Here is a 16,432-nt window from a genome sequence, read left to right as displayed (position 1 = left end):
CATGTTTCTATGTATCTTTATTGGTTTTTTGTTCCTTGGGCTGCATCTGTATAGAGGCTGGTTGACTCCACGTGTTTTCTTTCCAAAAACGGTTACTGTCTGGAGAGAAAAATTCCTCAAAGATTCTACCAGGCGCTTGATATACGAAAGATATGATCGCTGGTGCCAAATTGCAGGGGGTACGCCTGAAGCGCATTTGCTTCTATCGCTAATAGGGGGCGTGGGTGGTTTTGTATCAGGCGTATTGTTAGGAAATCTAATTGTTTCTATGTCCCTGTTTCTATTATTTATACTTTTTCCATCTCTGTTGCTTTACGCTCGTTACACCGTTCGCATTAATAAGAAGATAAGTTCATTTTGTCGGTTTGTAGAGTTGTTTGCGCGATATTACAACAGCCGGAAAAATATCATTCTGACCTTTCGGGACATGATCGATGAATGCCCGAAAGAATTGCTCCCCGATCTTTTGCTCTTGAACAACAGTTTAACGGATGGTGGCAATCCAGTAACAGCAATTGAAAAATTTGCAGAACGACTGGATCATCCATGGGCTTTTGATTTTGCAACGTATATTGCCAGTGGTTTAGAGGGAGAGACAGAAGACATCCAATCCCCGCTTAACAGGCTTACCAATGAAATGTTTGTTCAACAGGATGAAAAAGAAGAACGCGATAGTGAGATACATTCGATCTGGATTAGCCTGCTGATCGTCATAGCTATATGTATTTGTCTAATCCCCTACAACCAAAGTCTTCTCCAAGATTCGTATCGACTCTATTTTTACACGCCTGATGGACAGGCTATATTGGCGCTTGCTGTCACGGTATGGTCCTTTTCTATCTTGCTTGCGTTTATTTGGGGAAGGAGGTATCGCTAATGCCATTAATAGTTATGTACACGTATATGGGATTAGGTACACTCTTTGTTTTTATAGCTTCGTTTGTGATAGGCAAGTACATAGCCCGCTTATCAAAGCCAAAGCTGTTTGTATCGGGAGTATGGTGGAGAAAATGGGAGCAGTCTTTAAAAGCAGATGAGGATGAGCAGTGGGATCAACTGTTATCTCGAGCGGGGAGGCCGTTTGGATGGGGAAAGGCTGAGTGGGTTTTTCTCCAGGTCGTCAGTGGTAGTGGGGTCTGCATTCTGATTCTGCTTTGGGTCGTGGTAAGTCGAGTCGAGTCGTTTCCTCTTATTTCAATGTGTTTAGCGTCGGCTGGTAGCTTCATGCTGCCTTATATCGGCTTGAAAATGTGGGCTGGCCATCGAGAAGATATGCTAAGTACCGACATAGCTCGATTTATCAACCGCTACGTTACGCTTTTGGAAAATCAGGTACCTATATATAGCGCTATGGTAAAGGCAGCACGCCCAACACGGAAGCTGAAAGAATATGTCCCTACATTATCCGAATGGAATAAAGACCCTGATGAGGCGCTGGAGAGCTTTAAACGCAAAATGGGAGTTGACGATGGCGTGATTCTTGTTTCGAGTATGCGCACGGTTGAACAGCTCAGTGAAGGGCAAATCAGTGTAACCATGCAGCGGATGGAGTGGGCCGTCGATCATCGGAGAATGTTTCGTCATCGGAAAAAAATCAAATCGTTAGGAATTGGCTACAGTGTAATTGTATACCCGGCCTTTTACATGGGGCTGTTGGTTGCCATGTTTCCATGGTACAAGCTGCTGACTGAAATTCTCGATAAATATCTAACCTGAGGAGGAGCTGCTCATGACCAAGCTCTTGTCGATCATCATGTGCATTGTATTCTCTTTGGGCATCATCGTATCCAGTCTTTCAAATATCAATAGCTCAGTAGTTAAGGACGGGGGATTACGAGATCGTGCGGTTAGTTGGATAGATCAAGCGATTCCTTGAAGAAGTAACCTCAGCAAAGCAGATTAAAATAGTAGAAGAGGAGAGTGGCGTAAATGTCAAAAATGTTTTTCATTTTGAATCGCAATTCTAAAAACGTTGATATCACGCGGTTTATAAGGTGGGTAGGGTAGTCTTTGCAAACGGATTGCTAACCTTTACTTAACTAAAGTGCGTTTTTTGAGGTGAAAATGGCCGCCTCCAATGAGTCAACCGCCTCTTTTTGCATGGTCATAGAAATGTGACTGTAACGATCAAGAGTGATCCCAATGTTTGCATGGCCGAGTAATTCGGACACCACTTTTGGATGAACCCCTTGTTCCAGAAGAAGAGTCGCAACGGTATGCCGAAGATCATGTATACGAACTGGTGGCAGTCCAGCCTTTTCAAGCAGCAAATTGTATTTTCTTCGTACGGGCGTAGCAGAGTATGGTAGCCCGTCTCCCGGTCTGCAGCATACTAAGTTGTCGTGATTGTACGAAGCCCCAATGAGTAGTTTTTGCTGTGCTTGGTCTGCTTTATGGCGACGAAGCGGAGATACCAAGCTCTCGGAAAGCGAAATGATGCGTTCACTGCTTTTTGTTTTTGGTTCTGTAAGTCGATACTCCCCCTTTGTCCTCACGATCTGTTGGCGAACGTGGATCGTCCGTTTCTCAAGGTCAATATCCTTCCATGGAAGTCCGAATATCTCGGCATAGCGCATTCCAGTTGTTACAGCAAGTAGGATCGGAATGTATAGTTCATGCCCTTTGGCTGCCTCAACAAGCTTTTGCACCTGTTCCTTGGTCAATACAACCGTTTCTTTCTTTTCTACTCGCGGCAGTTCAACCATTTGCGCTACGTTACGCGGAACGATCTGCCAGCGAACAGCGTTTTCCAAAGCCCGATGAATCATGCCATGGATGTGCCGAATCGTGATAGGTGAGATGCCTCCAGTGCGGTATGTCGCTCCGTTTTTCAAGAGGTCAGCGTACATTTTTTGAAGGTGCATCGCCTTGAGGTCTTTTAGTTTTAAACGACCGATTGACGGTATTACATAGCGATTTGCCCTTTGCTCATAGACACTGTACGTTGTATGACGTGTCGAAGTCTTGGCGTAGTTTTCCAGCCAATAATTCATGTATTCAGTGATAGTCATATCGGTGGTATCAACGAGGAGACCCGTCTGGATCTCCCGTAACTTCTCGATCATAAGTTGCTGTGCTTCTTTTTTGGTGTTGAACCCTGAAAACCACTTTTGGCGGCGCTTCCCTGTAACCTCGTCACGAGGCAATTCCACTACGAAGCACCATTTGTCCCCGCGCTTCCTGACGTGCCCTTTCATAAACGAATCCCTCCTAAACAAATATACTCATCTGTAGTAATTCTTCCAGATCCACCACCTGGATAATGAAATTCTCCACGTCCCAGTAGTCAACACCTCCTTCGGTTGCACGTTGTCTTAATGAAGGTAGGTAAATTCCAAATTTACCGGGCTTGTCAGCACTCAAAATCATGTCACCTTGGGTGACAGTAAGAGCCAACGAGTCTGGGAAAAAATCCTCCATGCCAAGTGGCTCAAAAGGTGCAGAAATAGAGACGAATATCTTTTCTCGATCCCAAGGCAACTCGCCCTTCTTGAAGCTAATCAAATATTTTAGCGGAACCAATTTGTCCTCATGATAATCATGGAAAACTCGAATTTTCATCGAATAATCACTCCTTGTCCTTTTTTCATTTTTCCGTCAATAGCCAATCGAAACATTGCCTTAGCCTCCGGGCACCAATTAGCTGGACTTGTTTTGCGGTATCGGCTACGTTCACGTTCTATACATTCCTGTTCCCATTTTCCAGTACTGATTCTCCGCTTAATTTGCTCCCAACGCTCTTTTGCAAGATCAAGCTGAACATTGAAGGTAGATGCAATAACATACGGAAAATCCCTTTCATACTCTGGTACTTTCAACTGCTTTATCATGTAATAGGGCATGAGGGCATATTTGATAAAATGTTCCACCTGTTCTTCCTGGAGTTCACGGAACAGGAACGGCAGTGTGGATTGGTCGCCATCGTGTCCACGAATGAGATGACCGAGTTCGTGAAAGAAGTCAATGTGCTGCTGTGAAGCAGGGAGCCTTTTGTCCAATCCAATGAATCTTCCTCTGTTGTTTTCGTGAAAAAACGGCACGATGTCATCTTTGTACAGAAGTTTTATGTTTAGTCTGGCTGAGATGAGTTCTGGATCAATATCCTCCGGATTTCCAATGCCGATCGATCGATAGAGTGCGGCGATATCTTTTTCTAGTTCTGTTGGCTGATAGTAGTTCCATTGCAGCATATGCAACACTCCATTTCAAGAATATATGTTCGTATCACAGGGTGAAAATAAAAGCCCGAATGGGCCGATCAAAGAGAAACCTCCTAGCAATTTGTATAACCGTAAATATTTTGAATGGTGTAATTTAACAAAAGACACGCTAATGGTTCATGATGCGTGTCTTTTGTTATTTATTGGTTCCTTCATCATCCTGCTGATTAAGGAACCGGATAAAGTCCAAGGTTCTTTTCTTTTTATCCTCATCGGCCTTGTCCCACTCGCGGAAGAAGGTGTTCGAGAGAGGATCTGGCTTGTCCTTTTTTTCGGAAGGGGAGGGGGCATAGGTGCGGCCAGTAATTAAATAGTCTACTTTGACTTCGTATATCTCAGCCAATTTATTTAAAGTGTCCAGGTCAACTTCGCGCTCACCAGATTCGTACTTTGCTAATGTGCTGTTATGTATGCCCAAAGATAGAGCGACTCTATTTTGTTTTAGGCCCATCTTCTCACGGGCGGCTTTCAACCGTTCTCCCAATAACTTTTTCGAGTCTTTCATATACTCCACCTCTAGGATAATTATAGCCTATGTTGACGATATGGAAATAAAAGTTGGCAATAAGCCAATTAATGTGTTGACATTGGCAAATCGCCAATGTAATATATAACCATAAGGTTGGCAATACGCCAATAAAAAGAAAGGAGTGACTTTGATGAAACGTGCAGCAAACCTTGGCGAAAAGATAAAAAGTATTAGGATTGAAAAGGGGATTACTGCAAGGTTTGTAGCCAAAAAGGTTGGCATCAGCCCATCTACACTCTGTAAGTATGAAAAAAACTCTAGAGCAATTAGAGCTGAACTACTTCCTGCCTTTGCAGATGCGCTAGGTGTTGATTTGAAAGTTTTTTTTGAAGAGATTGTTGGCAAAACGCCAATCAAACAACCGGCCTGAAAGGGTGATCCGAATTGATGGCTTCCGATTACGTTCGTAACCGCCGCAAGGAGCTGGGCTTAACGCAACAACAACTAGCAGCCAAAGCAGACGTCTCGGTAAAAGTCGTACAAAAATTCGAAGCCAACAGACCATACGATCCCATCCACACAACATTCGCAGAATTCTTCCGGGCCCTTGGAGTTGATGTCACCTATGCGTTCTTAGAACTTGAATGGCCCAAACGAAAGGAGTGAACACCTTGGCAAAACAGCAGCTAGATCCACTTGACCTCGAAATGTTTCCGCCACTTCTCAAGATGGACGAGGTCGCCCAGATTCTCCGGGTAGATCGCAAATACGCCTATGAAATGGCTCGGAGGAAAGGATTCCCGGTTATGAACATCGGTTCAGAAAAACGGCCGATCTTGCGAGTGGCAAAAGTAGCGCTGCTCAACTGGTTTGAAAGTGAATACGGGGTCAAGGTAATAGCCTAATCCACGAGTAAGGAGGCATACATGAACTTCTCAGACATAAACGGCCTGTATGAAACCAACAGCGCCAAAGAAGCAAACGACATGCTACAGGAAGGCTGGGCGCTGTACGACATTGAGAAACACAATGGTCGTTATACCTTCCTGCTGGTGAAGCAATAAACCCTGTACGAAAGCATCCACACAACTGCATAGAGCGCCGAAGAGCAGGAGCGAGCGATGATACGAGCCGCGCCATAATACATTCCACCAAATTCATCAGGTAAGGGTGAAATAAGGTCAGATGGGGTCACTGCCACGACTCGACGCTGCATGCAGTTGTGTGACAGAAGCGAGGTGAAACAAATGTCTATTATGCGTTATCAAGGCTATGTAAAGACCGCGGATCAGCTAAAGCAAGCACTGGTCAACTACTGCTACGAAGTGAAAAAGGCTGCACCTGAGCTGAAAGAACAGGCTGACCAACTCCAACACAGCGTGTTGATCCAGGAGAACGTGATCTTCAATCTGCTTAATAAACGAAAGGACGGTACTCCGTAATAGAAAGGCTGTGTAATTCATGACGATAGAAGAACGTGAAACACACTATCGAGAATGGTTAGAACGCTACGAAAGCGCCTTTGATGAGTTTTCTGATGATGAAATTTCAACCAAACTTTATTTTTTAACTTCACTGAAAGCTATCGCTCCTCGCGGTCTCGAAAACTACCGATTTGTATCTGCGGAAGAGTACTTGATCAGGTTGAAAGCTTTGCTTGACGCGAAAAGCCTCGTTGATAAAAAGAACGCCCCATCGTGAGCAACGAGGGGGAGTCTGGAAGATGAGCTACGTTCATTGTACAACGACAATCAAATAGAAAAGAGGAGAACACATGGGGAACAGCAGCACCACGGTTTCGCTCTACTCGCGGTCACGGATAAGCGATATCTGCGAATACGCGTTCCGTAACCAAAGAACAGGCGAACAGATGACGTACGAATCTCTTGGCAAGCATATTGGGAGGTCGGCTAGGTGGGTATCAGATGTGATCAATGGTCGGGCAACCCCGTCCCGCGAAGATGCAGAGGATTTTGTGAGAACATGCGCTAATCACCGAGCGATTCGGATGTTAAAGCATATGTATGGTGATGCTCCACCACCAACCGATCCAAGGCTAATGGTCAGCTTAACAGGCACCTTATACAACCTGATCAAGCAGTGTGAGGACGTCCTGGAGGCTGCAAAAGAAACGATTGAATGGGAGCGTAGCAGACGACCTTGGCAGTCTCTGACGAGCTCAGACGAACGAACCTTGACCCATCTTGGCAAACAAATAGAGGACATATTCCAAGCTGGCGACGATGTACATATCTTGATGGACGAGCGGTACGGAATTAATCCGGTCGTGCACCAAGAGAATTGGCTGGTAGAAGCTCGGGCACAAGAGATCATCGTAAGTGATCCACGTGAATTAATGCGTAGAGAACGACAGGATTTGTTTTTTGCAGGAGGGACGCTTCTATGAATCTGAAGAAGGATTGGAACAACCGAGTTTTGGAGGTTCTGGAGAGGACATACGCTTACGATGCTGCCATGACCGGACTTCTACTGCCAGAGATCGCAAAGCGGCATACAACGACAGATGAGCAAAACGAGAACTATAGGGCAAGGTTGCTGCATTTTAAAGCGGATCTAAAGGAGGAAAGAGCATGAAGGACACGACAACGGCCCAAGGAGTTATTGAACTAGTTTGTGATGGAGATCATCCGCTCGGGCGAAAGGTGATTACAGTTGGCGAAATGGTGGAGATGATGAAAAAAATGGAAATAAAAGAAGCCATCTGCGGCTAACAGTGGCTTCGGAGAAGAAAATACTCAATTAATTGTAGCTTATCACAGCTACAACAGGAGGACAAGCCCATGAAAAAATCAGTGGCATCTCAGATAGAAGAATTACAACGAGAACTCAATAACGCTGAGGAAGCATATCGTCAAGCTGATGATGATTGGCGTGCGGTTGATGTGGAATATGTGCGGCTGAAACGACTGCGTGAGGAATTGGACGTTCACAAGCGAGATTTGGCCCATGAGATAGAGTGGCGTATTCGTGAAATAGCAGCGTTGGAGGAGGAACTGACGCACGAACGCAACATAGCATGACGCTCAAATAGTCGAAACTGGGGCACAAAGCCTCAGTCTGTCGGAGATGACCTCCCGACACTGACGACCGCGCAAGCGGATCGGGAAACTGATGACAGGTCGTACATAAGCGAGGCAAGAAGTCGTGGCGCAGTCAAGGAGCTGTAACGGCCGCGTAGAGGTTGGGGCGCGGCAGCCTCGTGACTAAACGAAAGGGGGTAAAAGAGTGGGGGAAGTAACTGACATGATGCTGTCGGGGCTGCTGTGCCAAGTGTGTGGTGCCTATATGGATGATTTCGAAGAGCCTGGGTACCCAAGAACTTGCGAAGATTGTGAGGAAAACAAGTAAAAGACCCAGCGCTGCAACGCTAGGTCTTGGTCGATAAAGCTCGATTGGGAATCGTACTTCCATCGTAGCTGATCGACCTCCACAAATCAATAGGAGGGATAAGCATGACAAAGCAAATCAAACTGGTAACTCTTACCTTGCGAAATTTTAAAGGAGTTCGTGATTTTACCTTAGATTCTCAAGGAAACGTAGACATCTATGGAGACAATGCAGTTGGAAAGACCACCTTGTTTGATGCCTTTACCTGGTTGCTTTTTGACAAGGACAGCCAAAACAAGAAGGACTTCCAGCTCAAAACACTGGATACTCGCGGAAATGTCCTTCGTGGCTTGGAACATGAGGTTGAGGCAACGCTTTTGATTGATGGTAGCAAGAAGACATTGCGCAAGGTCTACTCAGAAAAATGGACGAAGAAGCGCGGTTCGGCGACAGCAGAATTCACAGGGCACACGACAGATTACTTTGTCGACGGTGTGCCTATGAAGATGAACGAGTACAAGGAACAAGTAGACCAAATCGTCAGCGAGGATGTCTTCAAACTCCTGACAAGCCCGACCTTTTTCAATGAGCAATTGAAGTGGCAGGATCGGCGCAAGCTTCTCCTGCAAGTGTGCGGTGACGTGTCAGATGATGATGTAATCGCCAGCAACAAGGGGTTGGCGAAGCTTCCGGGCATCTTGAGCGGACGCAGTTTGGAGGATCACAGAAAGGTTATCGCCGCGCGCCGAGCGGAAATCAACAAAGAATTGGATAAAATCCCGGTACGAATCGACGAGGTTCAACGTGCGATGCCTGATACCAGCGGTCTGGATGAACGTGATATCGAAGAGAGCACTTTCACCTTAAGGATGCAGATCGAAGGGAAAGAAGCAGAGGAATTTCGCATCCGTTCCGGCGGCGAAGTAGTGGTCAAGGAAAAGCGACTGCGAGAGATTGAAGCCGAACTTTTGCAAATGAAAAATGAGTTGCAGGCTGGAATACTGAAAAAACTGACTGACAAGAGGCAGGAAACAGCAAATTTTATAGGTCAGCACGGCGACTTGAAGCGACAAATTAGTGACAAACGTTGGGCAGTTGATCGTAACAACCAACGCATCAGTAGCGCGCAGGAAGATGCAAGTAGACTGCGGCAACAATGGCACGAGGTTAGCGGTGAAACGCTGGAACACCATCACGACGAAAATTGCCCAACGTGCGGCCAACCCCTGCCAGAGGAACAAATTCAAATGGCTCATCAGAAAGCGCAGGCCGACTTCAATCGGCGCAGAGCAGAGCGGTTGGAGCAGATCACAGTAAAAGGTAAAGCCGCGGCAGATGAAGCGAAGCGGTTGGAACAGGAGAATGCTGTGCTGGCTGGTGAGATTGAGTCTTTGGAACAACAAGCGTCTACGAAAGAAAAGGAAATCCAAGTCGTCGAATCTGAGGTGAACGCACTGCAAACTGGCATTGAGGATATGGACAGCTATCCACAATTCGTTGCCAAGAAGCAGGAAGCGGAGATAGTAAAAGAGGAGATCGCTCACCTCCGAACATCTTCTCAGGAAGCTGCGGTGAAGGTGCGGGAAGAGCTTGCAAGCCTGAGATACCGAGTCGAAGCGCTGGAGCAAGAGAAAGTAAAGTTTGATCAGGTTCAGGCCTCTGAGCAGCGGATTGAAGAGCTGGCTACACGAGAAAGAGAACTGGCTGCTGAATACGAAAGACTGGAGCAGGAGCTGTTCCTCACAGAAGAATTTATCCGTTCCAAGGTCAACCTGTTGGAAGAGAAAATCAACAGCCGGTTCAGGTTTGCTCGATTCAAACTCTTCGAACAGCAAATCAACGGGGGGCTGGCAGAAGTTTGCGAGACCACTTTCAATGGCGTTCCGTATTCTGGTGGGTTGAACAACGCTGCACGAATCAATGTCGGTCTGGATATTATCAACACGTTATCTGAACACTACGGAATCACAGCACCAATTTTTGTTGATAACGCAGAGGCCGTTACGAACCTCATCGAGACAACTGGGCAGCAAGTTCGTCTCATTGTAAGCGAAAAGGACAAGCAGTTGCGGGTTGAGGCCCCGAAACGGGACATGAAGGAGGCGGTGTAGATGAGTAACCAGTTGGCTCTGGTCAAAAAAGACACGGTTGATGTTGTGGCCGCCAGGGTTAGAGAGTTTCAAGAGCGCGGGGAGATTCACTTCCCCGCCAACTACAGCCCGGAAAATGCGATGAAAAGTGCTTGGCTCATATTGCAAAACACATTAGACCGAGAGAAGCGACCTGTGTTGCAGGTCTGCACGAAAGATAGCATCGCAAACTCGTTGTTGGATATGGTCGTACAAGGGCTCAATCCAGCAAAGAAACAAGGCTATTTTATCGCTTATGGCAAGCAACTCACTTTCCAACGGAGCTACTTTGGCACGATGGCGGTAACCAAACGAGTCACCGGCGCAAAAGACATTTTTCCCGAAGTAGTGTACGAAGGAGACGAATTTGAGTTTGAAATCAGTCGTGGCCGAAAGAAAATCACGAAACATAAACAAACGATAGCAAGTATTAACGGCGGGGAAATCGTGGCAGCGTACTGCACGGTCATTTTGGATGATGAACGGGACTTTACAGAAATTATGACAATGGACGAGATACGGCAAGCGTGGAAGAAGTCCAAGCAAAATCCTGAAAAGGAAGGAAGTACGCATCAAGAATTTCCGCAAGAAATGGCTAAAAAGACGATTGTCAACCGGACATGCAAGATTTATTTGAACAGTTCAGATGATAGTAGCCTGGTAATGCGACACTTCAATCGGCAAGATGAAGTGATTGTCGAGGCCGAGGTGGCGGCGGAGATCGCCGAGAACGCAAACCAAGAGGTCATCGATATAGATGCGGAAGTAATTCATACAGCGACGGAGCAGTCACAGTCTCCAGAATCTCGTCAGACAAACACCAATGCCGAAGCGCAACAAGAATTAAACTTTGACGATAAAGGACCAGGATTCTGATGATACAGATCAATCCACTCGGATCCAGCAGCGCCGGAAACGCCTATTACATCACTGACGGACATACCGCCTTGCTGCTGGAGGCGGGTATCCGATTCAAAGATATCCAGCGGGCTTTGAACTACCAAACCGCTCAGATTGCTGGCTGCTTGATTACCCACGAACACGGCGATCACATCAAGGCAGCCAAGGAAGTAATGAGGGCTGGGATCGATGTATATGCCTCGCAAGGCACGCTCGATGCTCTGGGGCTATCCAGCCACCGCGCAAAGCGGGTGACGGCCAAACAGCAGTTCAGAATCGGTACATGGACCATCCTGCCGTTCGATGTACAACACGATGTTTCGGAACCGCTCGGCTTCCTACTGGCGAATCAGGCTGGCGAAAAATTGATGTTTGCGACAGATACGTATTATATCCGGTATCGGTTCGCTGGCCTGACACACATCATGGTTGAATGCAATTACAGTATGCGGATACTGGATCAGAATATTGCAGCTGGACGTGTACCAGCCGTCATGAAAAAAAGGCTACTGAACTCCCATTTTAGTTTGGAAAACGTCAAAGATTTCCTGAGTGCAAACGATCTTTCAAAGGTGCAGGAGATATGGCTACTTCATCTGAGCGACAACAACAGTGATGAAGCGCAGTTCAAGCGCGAGATTCAGGAACTATCAGGAAAACCTGTTTTCGTAGCGGAGAGGTAGGCATGAAAAGAGAAGAGCGCTGGTTTTTGTTACCAGACATATATCGGGTATTAACTGATCCAGAGACTTTGAAACGATATGCGGCTGCATACATGAGGAGCAGGCATCCGGGGTGGAGGCCGATCAAAATAAACAATCATAGAGTTTTGGCTGAAAGACGAGGCGATGAAGATGGGGATGTTTGACGAGGTTCGAAAAGTGCCCAAGCCAAATCATAAGCGGCGGGTCAAAAAACAAAAGGAACGAGGCAAAATCACCACTGAGGTGATGGAGGAGGTATGGGAGCGAGATAAGGAACGCTGCGTGATATGCAAAAAGTTCCTGTGGCAAGTTTGGACACTAGAGGGGCACCACATTATCTTCCGCAGTCAAGGGGGCACTGGTGAGCCATGGAACGTAGCTCTGGCATGCGGTCCAGTCACTCAGTCTGGAACATGCCACTGGAAGGCACACAACACTCGAGCTGGACGCCTGGCATTTGTCGATTATCAGCAAAGAGTGCTTCTGCCTCTATACAGGATAGGAGCTTCATAAGAGGAGGTGATACGAGCTATGGTTAGCCCACAACCGACAGATCCGCACCTGAGAATTGCCCATTCGCTTTTGGAAGAAATTGCGATGCGAGATTTTTCTAAGCGACAGCGAAGTGTCCTTGATCTATTGCTAAGGCTGAGCTGGGGGTGTGGTAAAAAGGCATGGATGTACGACAGTTACGCTGATTTCGAGGCCGTTGGCGTGTATCGAAATGTGGTGAGTGAAGAGTTGCAATACTTGGAAACAAACCAAGTAATCAAGTGGTTCCCGGAGTATCGCATCGTGATGTTTAACAAACATTTCGATGATTGGACTATCGCTCGAAAGAAAAAAGCATCATCCGAGCACATGAAAAGGCTGGTCAACAGTAGCTTACAAAACATTGAGGTCATCAACGTTTTATTGTCGACCCTATTACAAAACATTGTTCCTAACAATGAAACGTTGTCGCCATCAATAAAAAATATGACTGACGACAATGAAAAATATGATGGGGATAACTCTTCAAACCCTTGCGGCTCTAAGGACGAAGAGGGGTCTAAAGAAAGTCTTTTAAATAAATCTTTTAAAATATCTTCTTCTACGAACGAGATACATACTGGCATCGGCATCAATGACACTGTTTTGGAAGAAGAACTAGAACTAAATGAAATAGAACTAGCGTTCAAACGAGTGGAAGAAAAGATGATCGCAAAAACGGGACGCATGTATTACTTGAAGGGGGATGAGCCTAAAAACATCCATACGTTCCTTCTTAGTGGAGGAACAATGGACATGCTCATATCGGCCATCGACGAAGCATTCGAACAGTACCAGCCACGTTATCCTAATGACAAGATAACATCGGTTAATTACTGCCTATCGTTTGCTTGGAAAAAGCTTGAACGCGGTAGAGCGATCGGGAACGGAAAAGATGCGCAACCTATGCCTGCTCGTATTCATCCGCAGCCAAGAAAGAGGCGGAACAATGTCGTTCCTATATCGGACAAGCTGCCCGAAGGGGTTCAAAGGCAAAGGGAACTGGAAGAAGCCGGAGCCTTCCAGACAAAAGGAAAATCAATCGCGGAGGATCCCGAGTTAGCAAAGATGCTCGCAAGCCTAAATGGGCGAAAGGCTGCCGGGAAATAAGTAATCCATAGGGAGGGATATCATGAGCAACTTAGTTTTCGTTCAGCATGGACAACCAGTAACCGATAGCCTAACAATCGCAGAAGTGTTCGATAAAGACCACCGTAATGTTCTTCGGGATATCGAAAGCCAAATTGAAAAACTAAACGAAGCAGGTGAGCAAAAGTGGGGGGTGCTCAACTTTGAGCAGACCCATTATCAACATCAGCAGAACAAGCAGTGGTATCCAAAATATAACATGACCGAAGATGGTTTCACTCTCATTGCAATGTCGTACGTGACTCCAGAAGCTATGAAAATGAAGATCCGGTTCATCCAAGAATTCAAGAGAATGCGCGAAAAACTGGCAGCAAACGTTGTACCTCTGGATGAGCGGCGAGTGCGCTTGGAATTGTTCAAACAAGCCATTGAACATGAAGAACGGCTGGACAGTGTAGAGCAAAAGATAATGGAAATCGACCACAAGGTTGAGACACAGATCACCTTAAACAGCCGAGAGCAGCGGATTTTGCGCAAAGCAGTTCAAAAACGTGGCATGGAGCTCGCGGAACAAGTTACTTTTCGCCAGTTGACAATGGTCCGGGATGGCATCGGAGAGGACATTCAAAAGATTCGATCACAGTTATTCCGAGAAATCTACCGCGATCTGTGGGACCGCTTTGGAGTAAGTAGCTATGCTGACATTCTCAAAAAGGACTTGGATGCAGCGCTTGGGTATGTGAGCAACTGGATACCGCGTCAGGTGGCATAAGGGAGGGAGTATCCATGAGAATAAGCCAGGCAAATCGTGGCAAAGGTTTTGAAGACCTCTTGAACTATACGAATGAACAGTATGAACGAGCTGGCATTGCACTAATCCATAAGCGGCCAACGCCGATCAAGGCGACCAAGACCAAAGGCAGTCGGGTATTGGCTGGATACTTCGAGGATAAATCAACGGTTGATTACGATGGAGTGTACCGAGGTCGGGCCATCTACTTTGAGGCAAAAAGCACCCGGGAACGGACACGTTTTGATTTAGCAAACATCAGCAAGCACCAGATTGAGCACCTGGAGAAGGCTGACAAGAGTGGGGCAGTCTGCTTCCTACTGATCGAGTTTGCCGCGACCCGTGAAGTGTATTTCTTGCCGCTAACGACCATTCGGCATTACCTCATCCATGCTGGGAACGGCGGGCGCAAGAGCATTCAAAAAGAGGACTTTGACATATATGCATATGCAGTAGAGCCATCGAGAAGGGCAGTCTTGGACTACCTCCTGTTGGTGGACAAGCTGATCGGGGAGGGAGCTGCATGAACCCAAAATCTGCAAACGAATATGTGACTGGCGCAGAGGGGATCGTGAACCGAAACACCGTGAAGGGTAGTCCGTCTGGTGAGGTGATCACTTATTACCTAACAGAGGAAGAGCGCCTGCAAGCACTCGACAAATACGGACCGATTCTGAAAAAGAGAGTGAATCGCCAGGCAGTTAAACAAACTATCGTGCCACAGATAACGAAAGAGCAATATCTATCCTACAAACAACAGGGATTGAAGGATGGCGAGATTTTGAAACTGCAAATACCAGGACTCCATAGCACAAGGCTAGTCAGCTTGAAAATACGTTGGGGGCTGCACCAGAAACAATCAAAGCAGTAACAGAGAGAAAAGCAAGGGAGAGTGTGGAAGTTGAGCGACGACACACAAACTAAAACGAAGGGTCTGGAGGAAATAGCTATGAAAATGACCAATGAGGAACAACTTGCTTGGCAGAGAAAAGTTATCCGTGAGGAATTGGTGGAAGAGATGCTGGAGAAGGAAATAGGGCTACACAGGGTAGCGTAGCCCGTGTCCGTTGAATAGCTCGCGCACACTGTTGTAGACGCGTATGTGTAAGTCCGGGAAGACTACTGCAACGTCTCCAGCAGCGAGTTGAAGCTTATCTGATGGCTGTTCGATCAGGTAAGGCACTTCCATGGCGTCAAGTGCCTCTTTGAGATAGCTGATTTCGGACCAATTAACCGAATAGTAAAACGACTTTTCCACGTTATCACGCTCCTAACGGAAGCGTAGCACAATCAGATGCAGCAAGAAAAGGAGGATTCACATGAACTTTGTAGAGCCAATTCGCGACAAGGAAAAACTCGAAGCACTTAAAGGACTCTTGAAAAAGCAGTCAGCTAGAAATGGATTTCTTCTAACGTTTGGCATCAACACTGGACTACGTATCTCCGACATTTTGCCTCTGAAAGTTGCTGACGTGAAAAACAAGACACATCTGGTCATAACAGAAAAGAAAACAGGGAAGCCGAAGCGATTCAAGATCAATCAGACGCTCAGAGAGGCGATACAAAGCTATATCACGGGATTGGATGACGATGACTTTCTGTTTGCTTCTGAAAAGCGGCCAAAGCCAATTACCAGGGTTAGAGCGTACCAGATATTAAACGGATCTGCACGAAAAATTGGACTCAGCGAGATCGGGACACATTCGCTGAGAAAAAGCTTCGGTTACCATTTTTACCAGCGGACACGTGACATTGCGACACTTCAATTGATTTTCAACCATAGTCATCCAGCGATCACTCTGAAATACATTGGCATTACACAGGATTTGATTGATCAGGCTGTTGATGATTTCAGTTTGTAGTTTTGAACATACTTTCCACAAAGAGAGGTATATGAGGATGAGTTTAAACAGAAGACCATTAGACCGTGATGAACAGCTTGCTTGGCAAAGACAGTGCATTATGGAAGATTGGATGCCATAAAAAGAAGTACCAAAATCCAATACTACTTTGACTAAAATGCAGCCAGAGCAGAAAGCAAAGAGGTTGGCAAAACTTATATATACGTAGACGTTTACGTTTACACTTACGATTATGTAAACGTAAACGAGTTGGATATCACAAGCTCAATTAAGTTAAATTTGGAGGTTAAAAATCATGAATGAAGTCAAACGGATGTACCTGAAAGGGTTAATTTCAGCAGCGTATCGGATGGCTAGTAACCTTCTTAATAAAGAGGAAGATGAACTGAC

29 protein-coding genes are annotated in these 16,432 nt (G+C 46.2%); 24 read left to right on the top strand and 5 right to left on the bottom strand.

Translation table 11 applies throughout. The annotated features are described in order from the left end of the window. Positions 1-61 precede the first annotated feature (61 nt). The 3 genes from C3B52_RS33510 to C3B52_RS37030 are packed head-to-tail and all read left to right on the top strand — an operon-like array spanning position 62 to position 1,876. The gene (locus C3B52_RS33510) at positions 62-877 is read left to right on the top strand and encodes a type II secretion system F family protein (protein WP_235615943.1); all 816 of its coding nucleotides are present in this window, start codon (positions 62-64) and stop codon (positions 875-877) included. Next, entirely contained in the window at positions 877-1,716 is an 840-nt protein-coding gene (locus C3B52_RS33505) for a hypothetical protein (protein ID WP_103110669.1), read from the top strand. The genes C3B52_RS33510 and C3B52_RS33505 overlap by 1 nt, the downstream gene beginning before the upstream one ends. A gap of 13 nt (positions 1,717-1,729) precedes the next feature. Then, positions 1,730-1,876 carry a hypothetical protein gene (locus tag C3B52_RS37030; RefSeq protein ID WP_164685047.1) on the top strand — a complete coding sequence of 49 codons (147 nt, stop codon included), beginning with the start codon at positions 1,730-1,732 and terminating at the stop codon, positions 1,874-1,876. Between the two features lie 163 nt (positions 1,877-2,039). Here C3B52_RS37030 and C3B52_RS33500 read toward each other — a convergent pair whose 3' ends face one another. From C3B52_RS33500 to C3B52_RS33485, 4 genes are all read right to left on the bottom strand, one after another. Beyond that, positions 2,040-3,197 carry a site-specific integrase gene (locus C3B52_RS33500; RefSeq protein ID WP_103110668.1) on the bottom strand — a complete coding sequence of 386 codons (1,158 nt, stop codon included), beginning with the start codon at positions 3,195-3,197 and terminating at the stop codon, positions 2,040-2,042. 13 nt (positions 3,198-3,210) lie between these two features. Then, on the bottom strand, positions 3,211-3,561 hold the full coding sequence (locus tag C3B52_RS33495) for a hypothetical protein (protein WP_103110667.1): 351 nt from the start codon (positions 3,559-3,561) through the stop codon (positions 3,211-3,213). After that, a complete protein-coding gene (locus C3B52_RS33490; RefSeq protein ID WP_103110666.1) occupies positions 3,558-4,190 on the bottom strand; it encodes an ImmA/IrrE family metallo-endopeptidase in 633 nt (210 codons plus the stop codon). Before C3B52_RS33490 ends, C3B52_RS33495 begins: the two co-directional genes overlap by 4 nt. Positions 4,191-4,356: 166 nt before the next feature. Beyond that, positions 4,357-4,725, bottom strand: coding sequence for a helix-turn-helix domain-containing protein (locus C3B52_RS33485; RefSeq protein WP_103110665.1), 369 nt, complete (start codon positions 4,723-4,725; stop codon positions 4,357-4,359). Between the two features lie 154 nt (positions 4,726-4,879). Between C3B52_RS33485 and C3B52_RS33480 the strand changes: the two genes are divergently transcribed. From C3B52_RS33480 to C3B52_RS37015, 20 genes are all read left to right on the top strand, one after another. After that, positions 4,880-5,119 (top strand): helix-turn-helix domain-containing protein, encoded by a 240-nt coding sequence (locus C3B52_RS33480; protein WP_103110664.1) that lies wholly within the window; start codon positions 4,880-4,882, stop codon positions 5,117-5,119. Positions 5,120-5,136: 17 nt separating this feature from the next. Continuing rightward, positions 5,137-5,355 carry a helix-turn-helix transcriptional regulator gene (locus C3B52_RS33475; RefSeq protein ID WP_103110663.1) on the top strand — a complete coding sequence of 73 codons (219 nt, stop codon included), beginning with the start codon at positions 5,137-5,139 and terminating at the stop codon, positions 5,353-5,355. Positions 5,356-5,360: 5 nt separating this feature from the next. After that, positions 5,361-5,594: a helix-turn-helix domain-containing protein gene (locus C3B52_RS33470; protein ID WP_164685046.1), complete on the top strand. Its 234-nt coding sequence runs from the start codon at positions 5,361-5,363 to the stop codon at positions 5,592-5,594. 21 nt (positions 5,595-5,615) lie between these two features. After that, entirely contained in the window at positions 5,616-5,753 is a 138-nt protein-coding gene (locus C3B52_RS37025) for a hypothetical protein (protein WP_164685045.1), read from the top strand. Positions 5,754-5,936: 183 nt separating this feature from the next. Then, entirely contained in the window at positions 5,937-6,131 is a 195-nt protein-coding gene (locus tag C3B52_RS33465; protein WP_103110661.1) for a hypothetical protein, read from the top strand. A 19-nt stretch (positions 6,132-6,150) separates the two neighbouring features. Next, on the top strand, positions 6,151-6,390 hold the full coding sequence (locus C3B52_RS33460; RefSeq protein ID WP_103110660.1) for a hypothetical protein: 240 nt from the start codon (positions 6,151-6,153) through the stop codon (positions 6,388-6,390). 73 nt (positions 6,391-6,463) lie between these two features. Continuing rightward, positions 6,464-7,096 (top strand): helix-turn-helix domain-containing protein, encoded by a 633-nt coding sequence (locus C3B52_RS33455; RefSeq protein WP_164685044.1) that lies wholly within the window; start codon positions 6,464-6,466, stop codon positions 7,094-7,096. Further along, positions 7,093-7,284, top strand: coding sequence for a hypothetical protein (locus C3B52_RS33450; protein ID WP_103110658.1), 192 nt, complete (start codon positions 7,093-7,095; stop codon positions 7,282-7,284). Before C3B52_RS33455 ends, C3B52_RS33450 begins: the two co-directional genes overlap by 4 nt. Next, positions 7,281-7,421 carry a hypothetical protein gene (locus C3B52_RS37020; protein WP_164685043.1) on the top strand — a complete coding sequence of 47 codons (141 nt, stop codon included), beginning with the start codon at positions 7,281-7,283 and terminating at the stop codon, positions 7,419-7,421. Before C3B52_RS33450 ends, C3B52_RS37020 begins: the two co-directional genes overlap by 4 nt. Before the next feature lie 69 nt (positions 7,422-7,490). Beyond that, positions 7,491-7,730, top strand: a complete 240-nt coding sequence (locus tag C3B52_RS33445; protein WP_103110657.1) for a hypothetical protein — start codon at positions 7,491-7,493, stop codon at positions 7,728-7,730. Between the two features lie 205 nt (positions 7,731-7,935). Continuing rightward, entirely contained in the window at positions 7,936-8,058 is a 123-nt protein-coding gene (locus tag C3B52_RS37960) for a hypothetical protein (RefSeq protein ID WP_268811922.1), read from the top strand. Between the two features lie 104 nt (positions 8,059-8,162). Then, positions 8,163-10,148, top strand: coding sequence for an AAA family ATPase (locus C3B52_RS33440; RefSeq protein ID WP_103110656.1), 1,986 nt, complete (start codon positions 8,163-8,165; stop codon positions 10,146-10,148). Next, the gene (locus C3B52_RS33435) at positions 10,149-11,042 is read left to right on the top strand and encodes a recombinase RecT (protein ID WP_103110655.1); all 894 of its coding nucleotides are present in this window, start codon (positions 10,149-10,151) and stop codon (positions 11,040-11,042) included. It abuts the gene before it with no gap. Beyond that, positions 11,042-11,749, top strand: coding sequence for an MBL fold metallo-hydrolase (locus C3B52_RS33430; RefSeq protein ID WP_103110654.1), 708 nt, complete (start codon positions 11,042-11,044; stop codon positions 11,747-11,749). The genes C3B52_RS33435 and C3B52_RS33430 overlap by 1 nt, the downstream gene beginning before the upstream one ends. A 171-nt stretch (positions 11,750-11,920) precedes the next feature. After that, entirely contained in the window at positions 11,921-12,283 is a 363-nt protein-coding gene (locus tag C3B52_RS33420; RefSeq protein ID WP_103110652.1) for an HNH endonuclease, read from the top strand. A gap of 18 nt (positions 12,284-12,301) precedes the next feature. After that, positions 12,302-13,411 (top strand): replication protein, encoded by a 1,110-nt coding sequence (locus tag C3B52_RS33415; RefSeq protein ID WP_103110651.1) that lies wholly within the window; start codon positions 12,302-12,304, stop codon positions 13,409-13,411. Positions 13,412-13,433: 22 nt separating this feature from the next. After that, positions 13,434-14,162 (top strand): Rha family transcriptional regulator, encoded by a 729-nt coding sequence (locus tag C3B52_RS33410; RefSeq protein WP_103110650.1) that lies wholly within the window; start codon positions 13,434-13,436, stop codon positions 14,160-14,162. Between the two features lie 14 nt (positions 14,163-14,176). Then, positions 14,177-14,707 carry a Holliday junction resolvase RecU gene (locus C3B52_RS33405; RefSeq protein WP_103110649.1) on the top strand — a complete coding sequence of 177 codons (531 nt, stop codon included), beginning with the start codon at positions 14,177-14,179 and terminating at the stop codon, positions 14,705-14,707. After that, positions 14,704-15,051 (top strand): hypothetical protein, encoded by a 348-nt coding sequence (locus tag C3B52_RS33400; RefSeq protein WP_103110648.1) that lies wholly within the window; start codon positions 14,704-14,706, stop codon positions 15,049-15,051. Before C3B52_RS33405 ends, C3B52_RS33400 begins: the two co-directional genes overlap by 4 nt. A 30-nt stretch (positions 15,052-15,081) precedes the next feature. Further along, positions 15,082-15,237, top strand: coding sequence for a hypothetical protein (locus C3B52_RS37015; RefSeq protein ID WP_164685042.1), 156 nt, complete (start codon positions 15,082-15,084; stop codon positions 15,235-15,237). On the opposite strand, the gene C3B52_RS33395 is transcribed toward C3B52_RS37015, so the two are convergent. Beyond that, positions 15,220-15,369 (bottom strand): hypothetical protein, encoded by a 150-nt coding sequence (locus tag C3B52_RS33395; RefSeq protein WP_373419757.1) that lies wholly within the window; start codon positions 15,367-15,369, stop codon positions 15,220-15,222. The two genes, C3B52_RS37015 and C3B52_RS33395, sit on opposite strands and share 18 nt — an antisense overlap. Positions 15,370-15,499: 130 nt before the next feature. On the opposite strand from C3B52_RS33395, the gene C3B52_RS33390 reads away from it, so the two are divergent. Further along, positions 15,500-16,042, top strand: a complete 543-nt coding sequence (locus tag C3B52_RS33390; protein ID WP_103110646.1) for a site-specific integrase — start codon at positions 15,500-15,502, stop codon at positions 16,040-16,042. The last annotated feature ends 390 nt before the right edge of the window (positions 16,043-16,432 follow it).

Source organism: Brevibacillus reuszeri (genome assembly GCF_002897295.1).
Classification (GTDB): domain Bacteria; phylum Bacillota; class Bacilli; order Brevibacillales; family Brevibacillaceae; genus Brevibacillus; species Brevibacillus reuszeri_A.
Note: the sequence above shows the minus strand (reverse complement) of the source record. Positions and strands in the feature narration are given on the sequence as shown.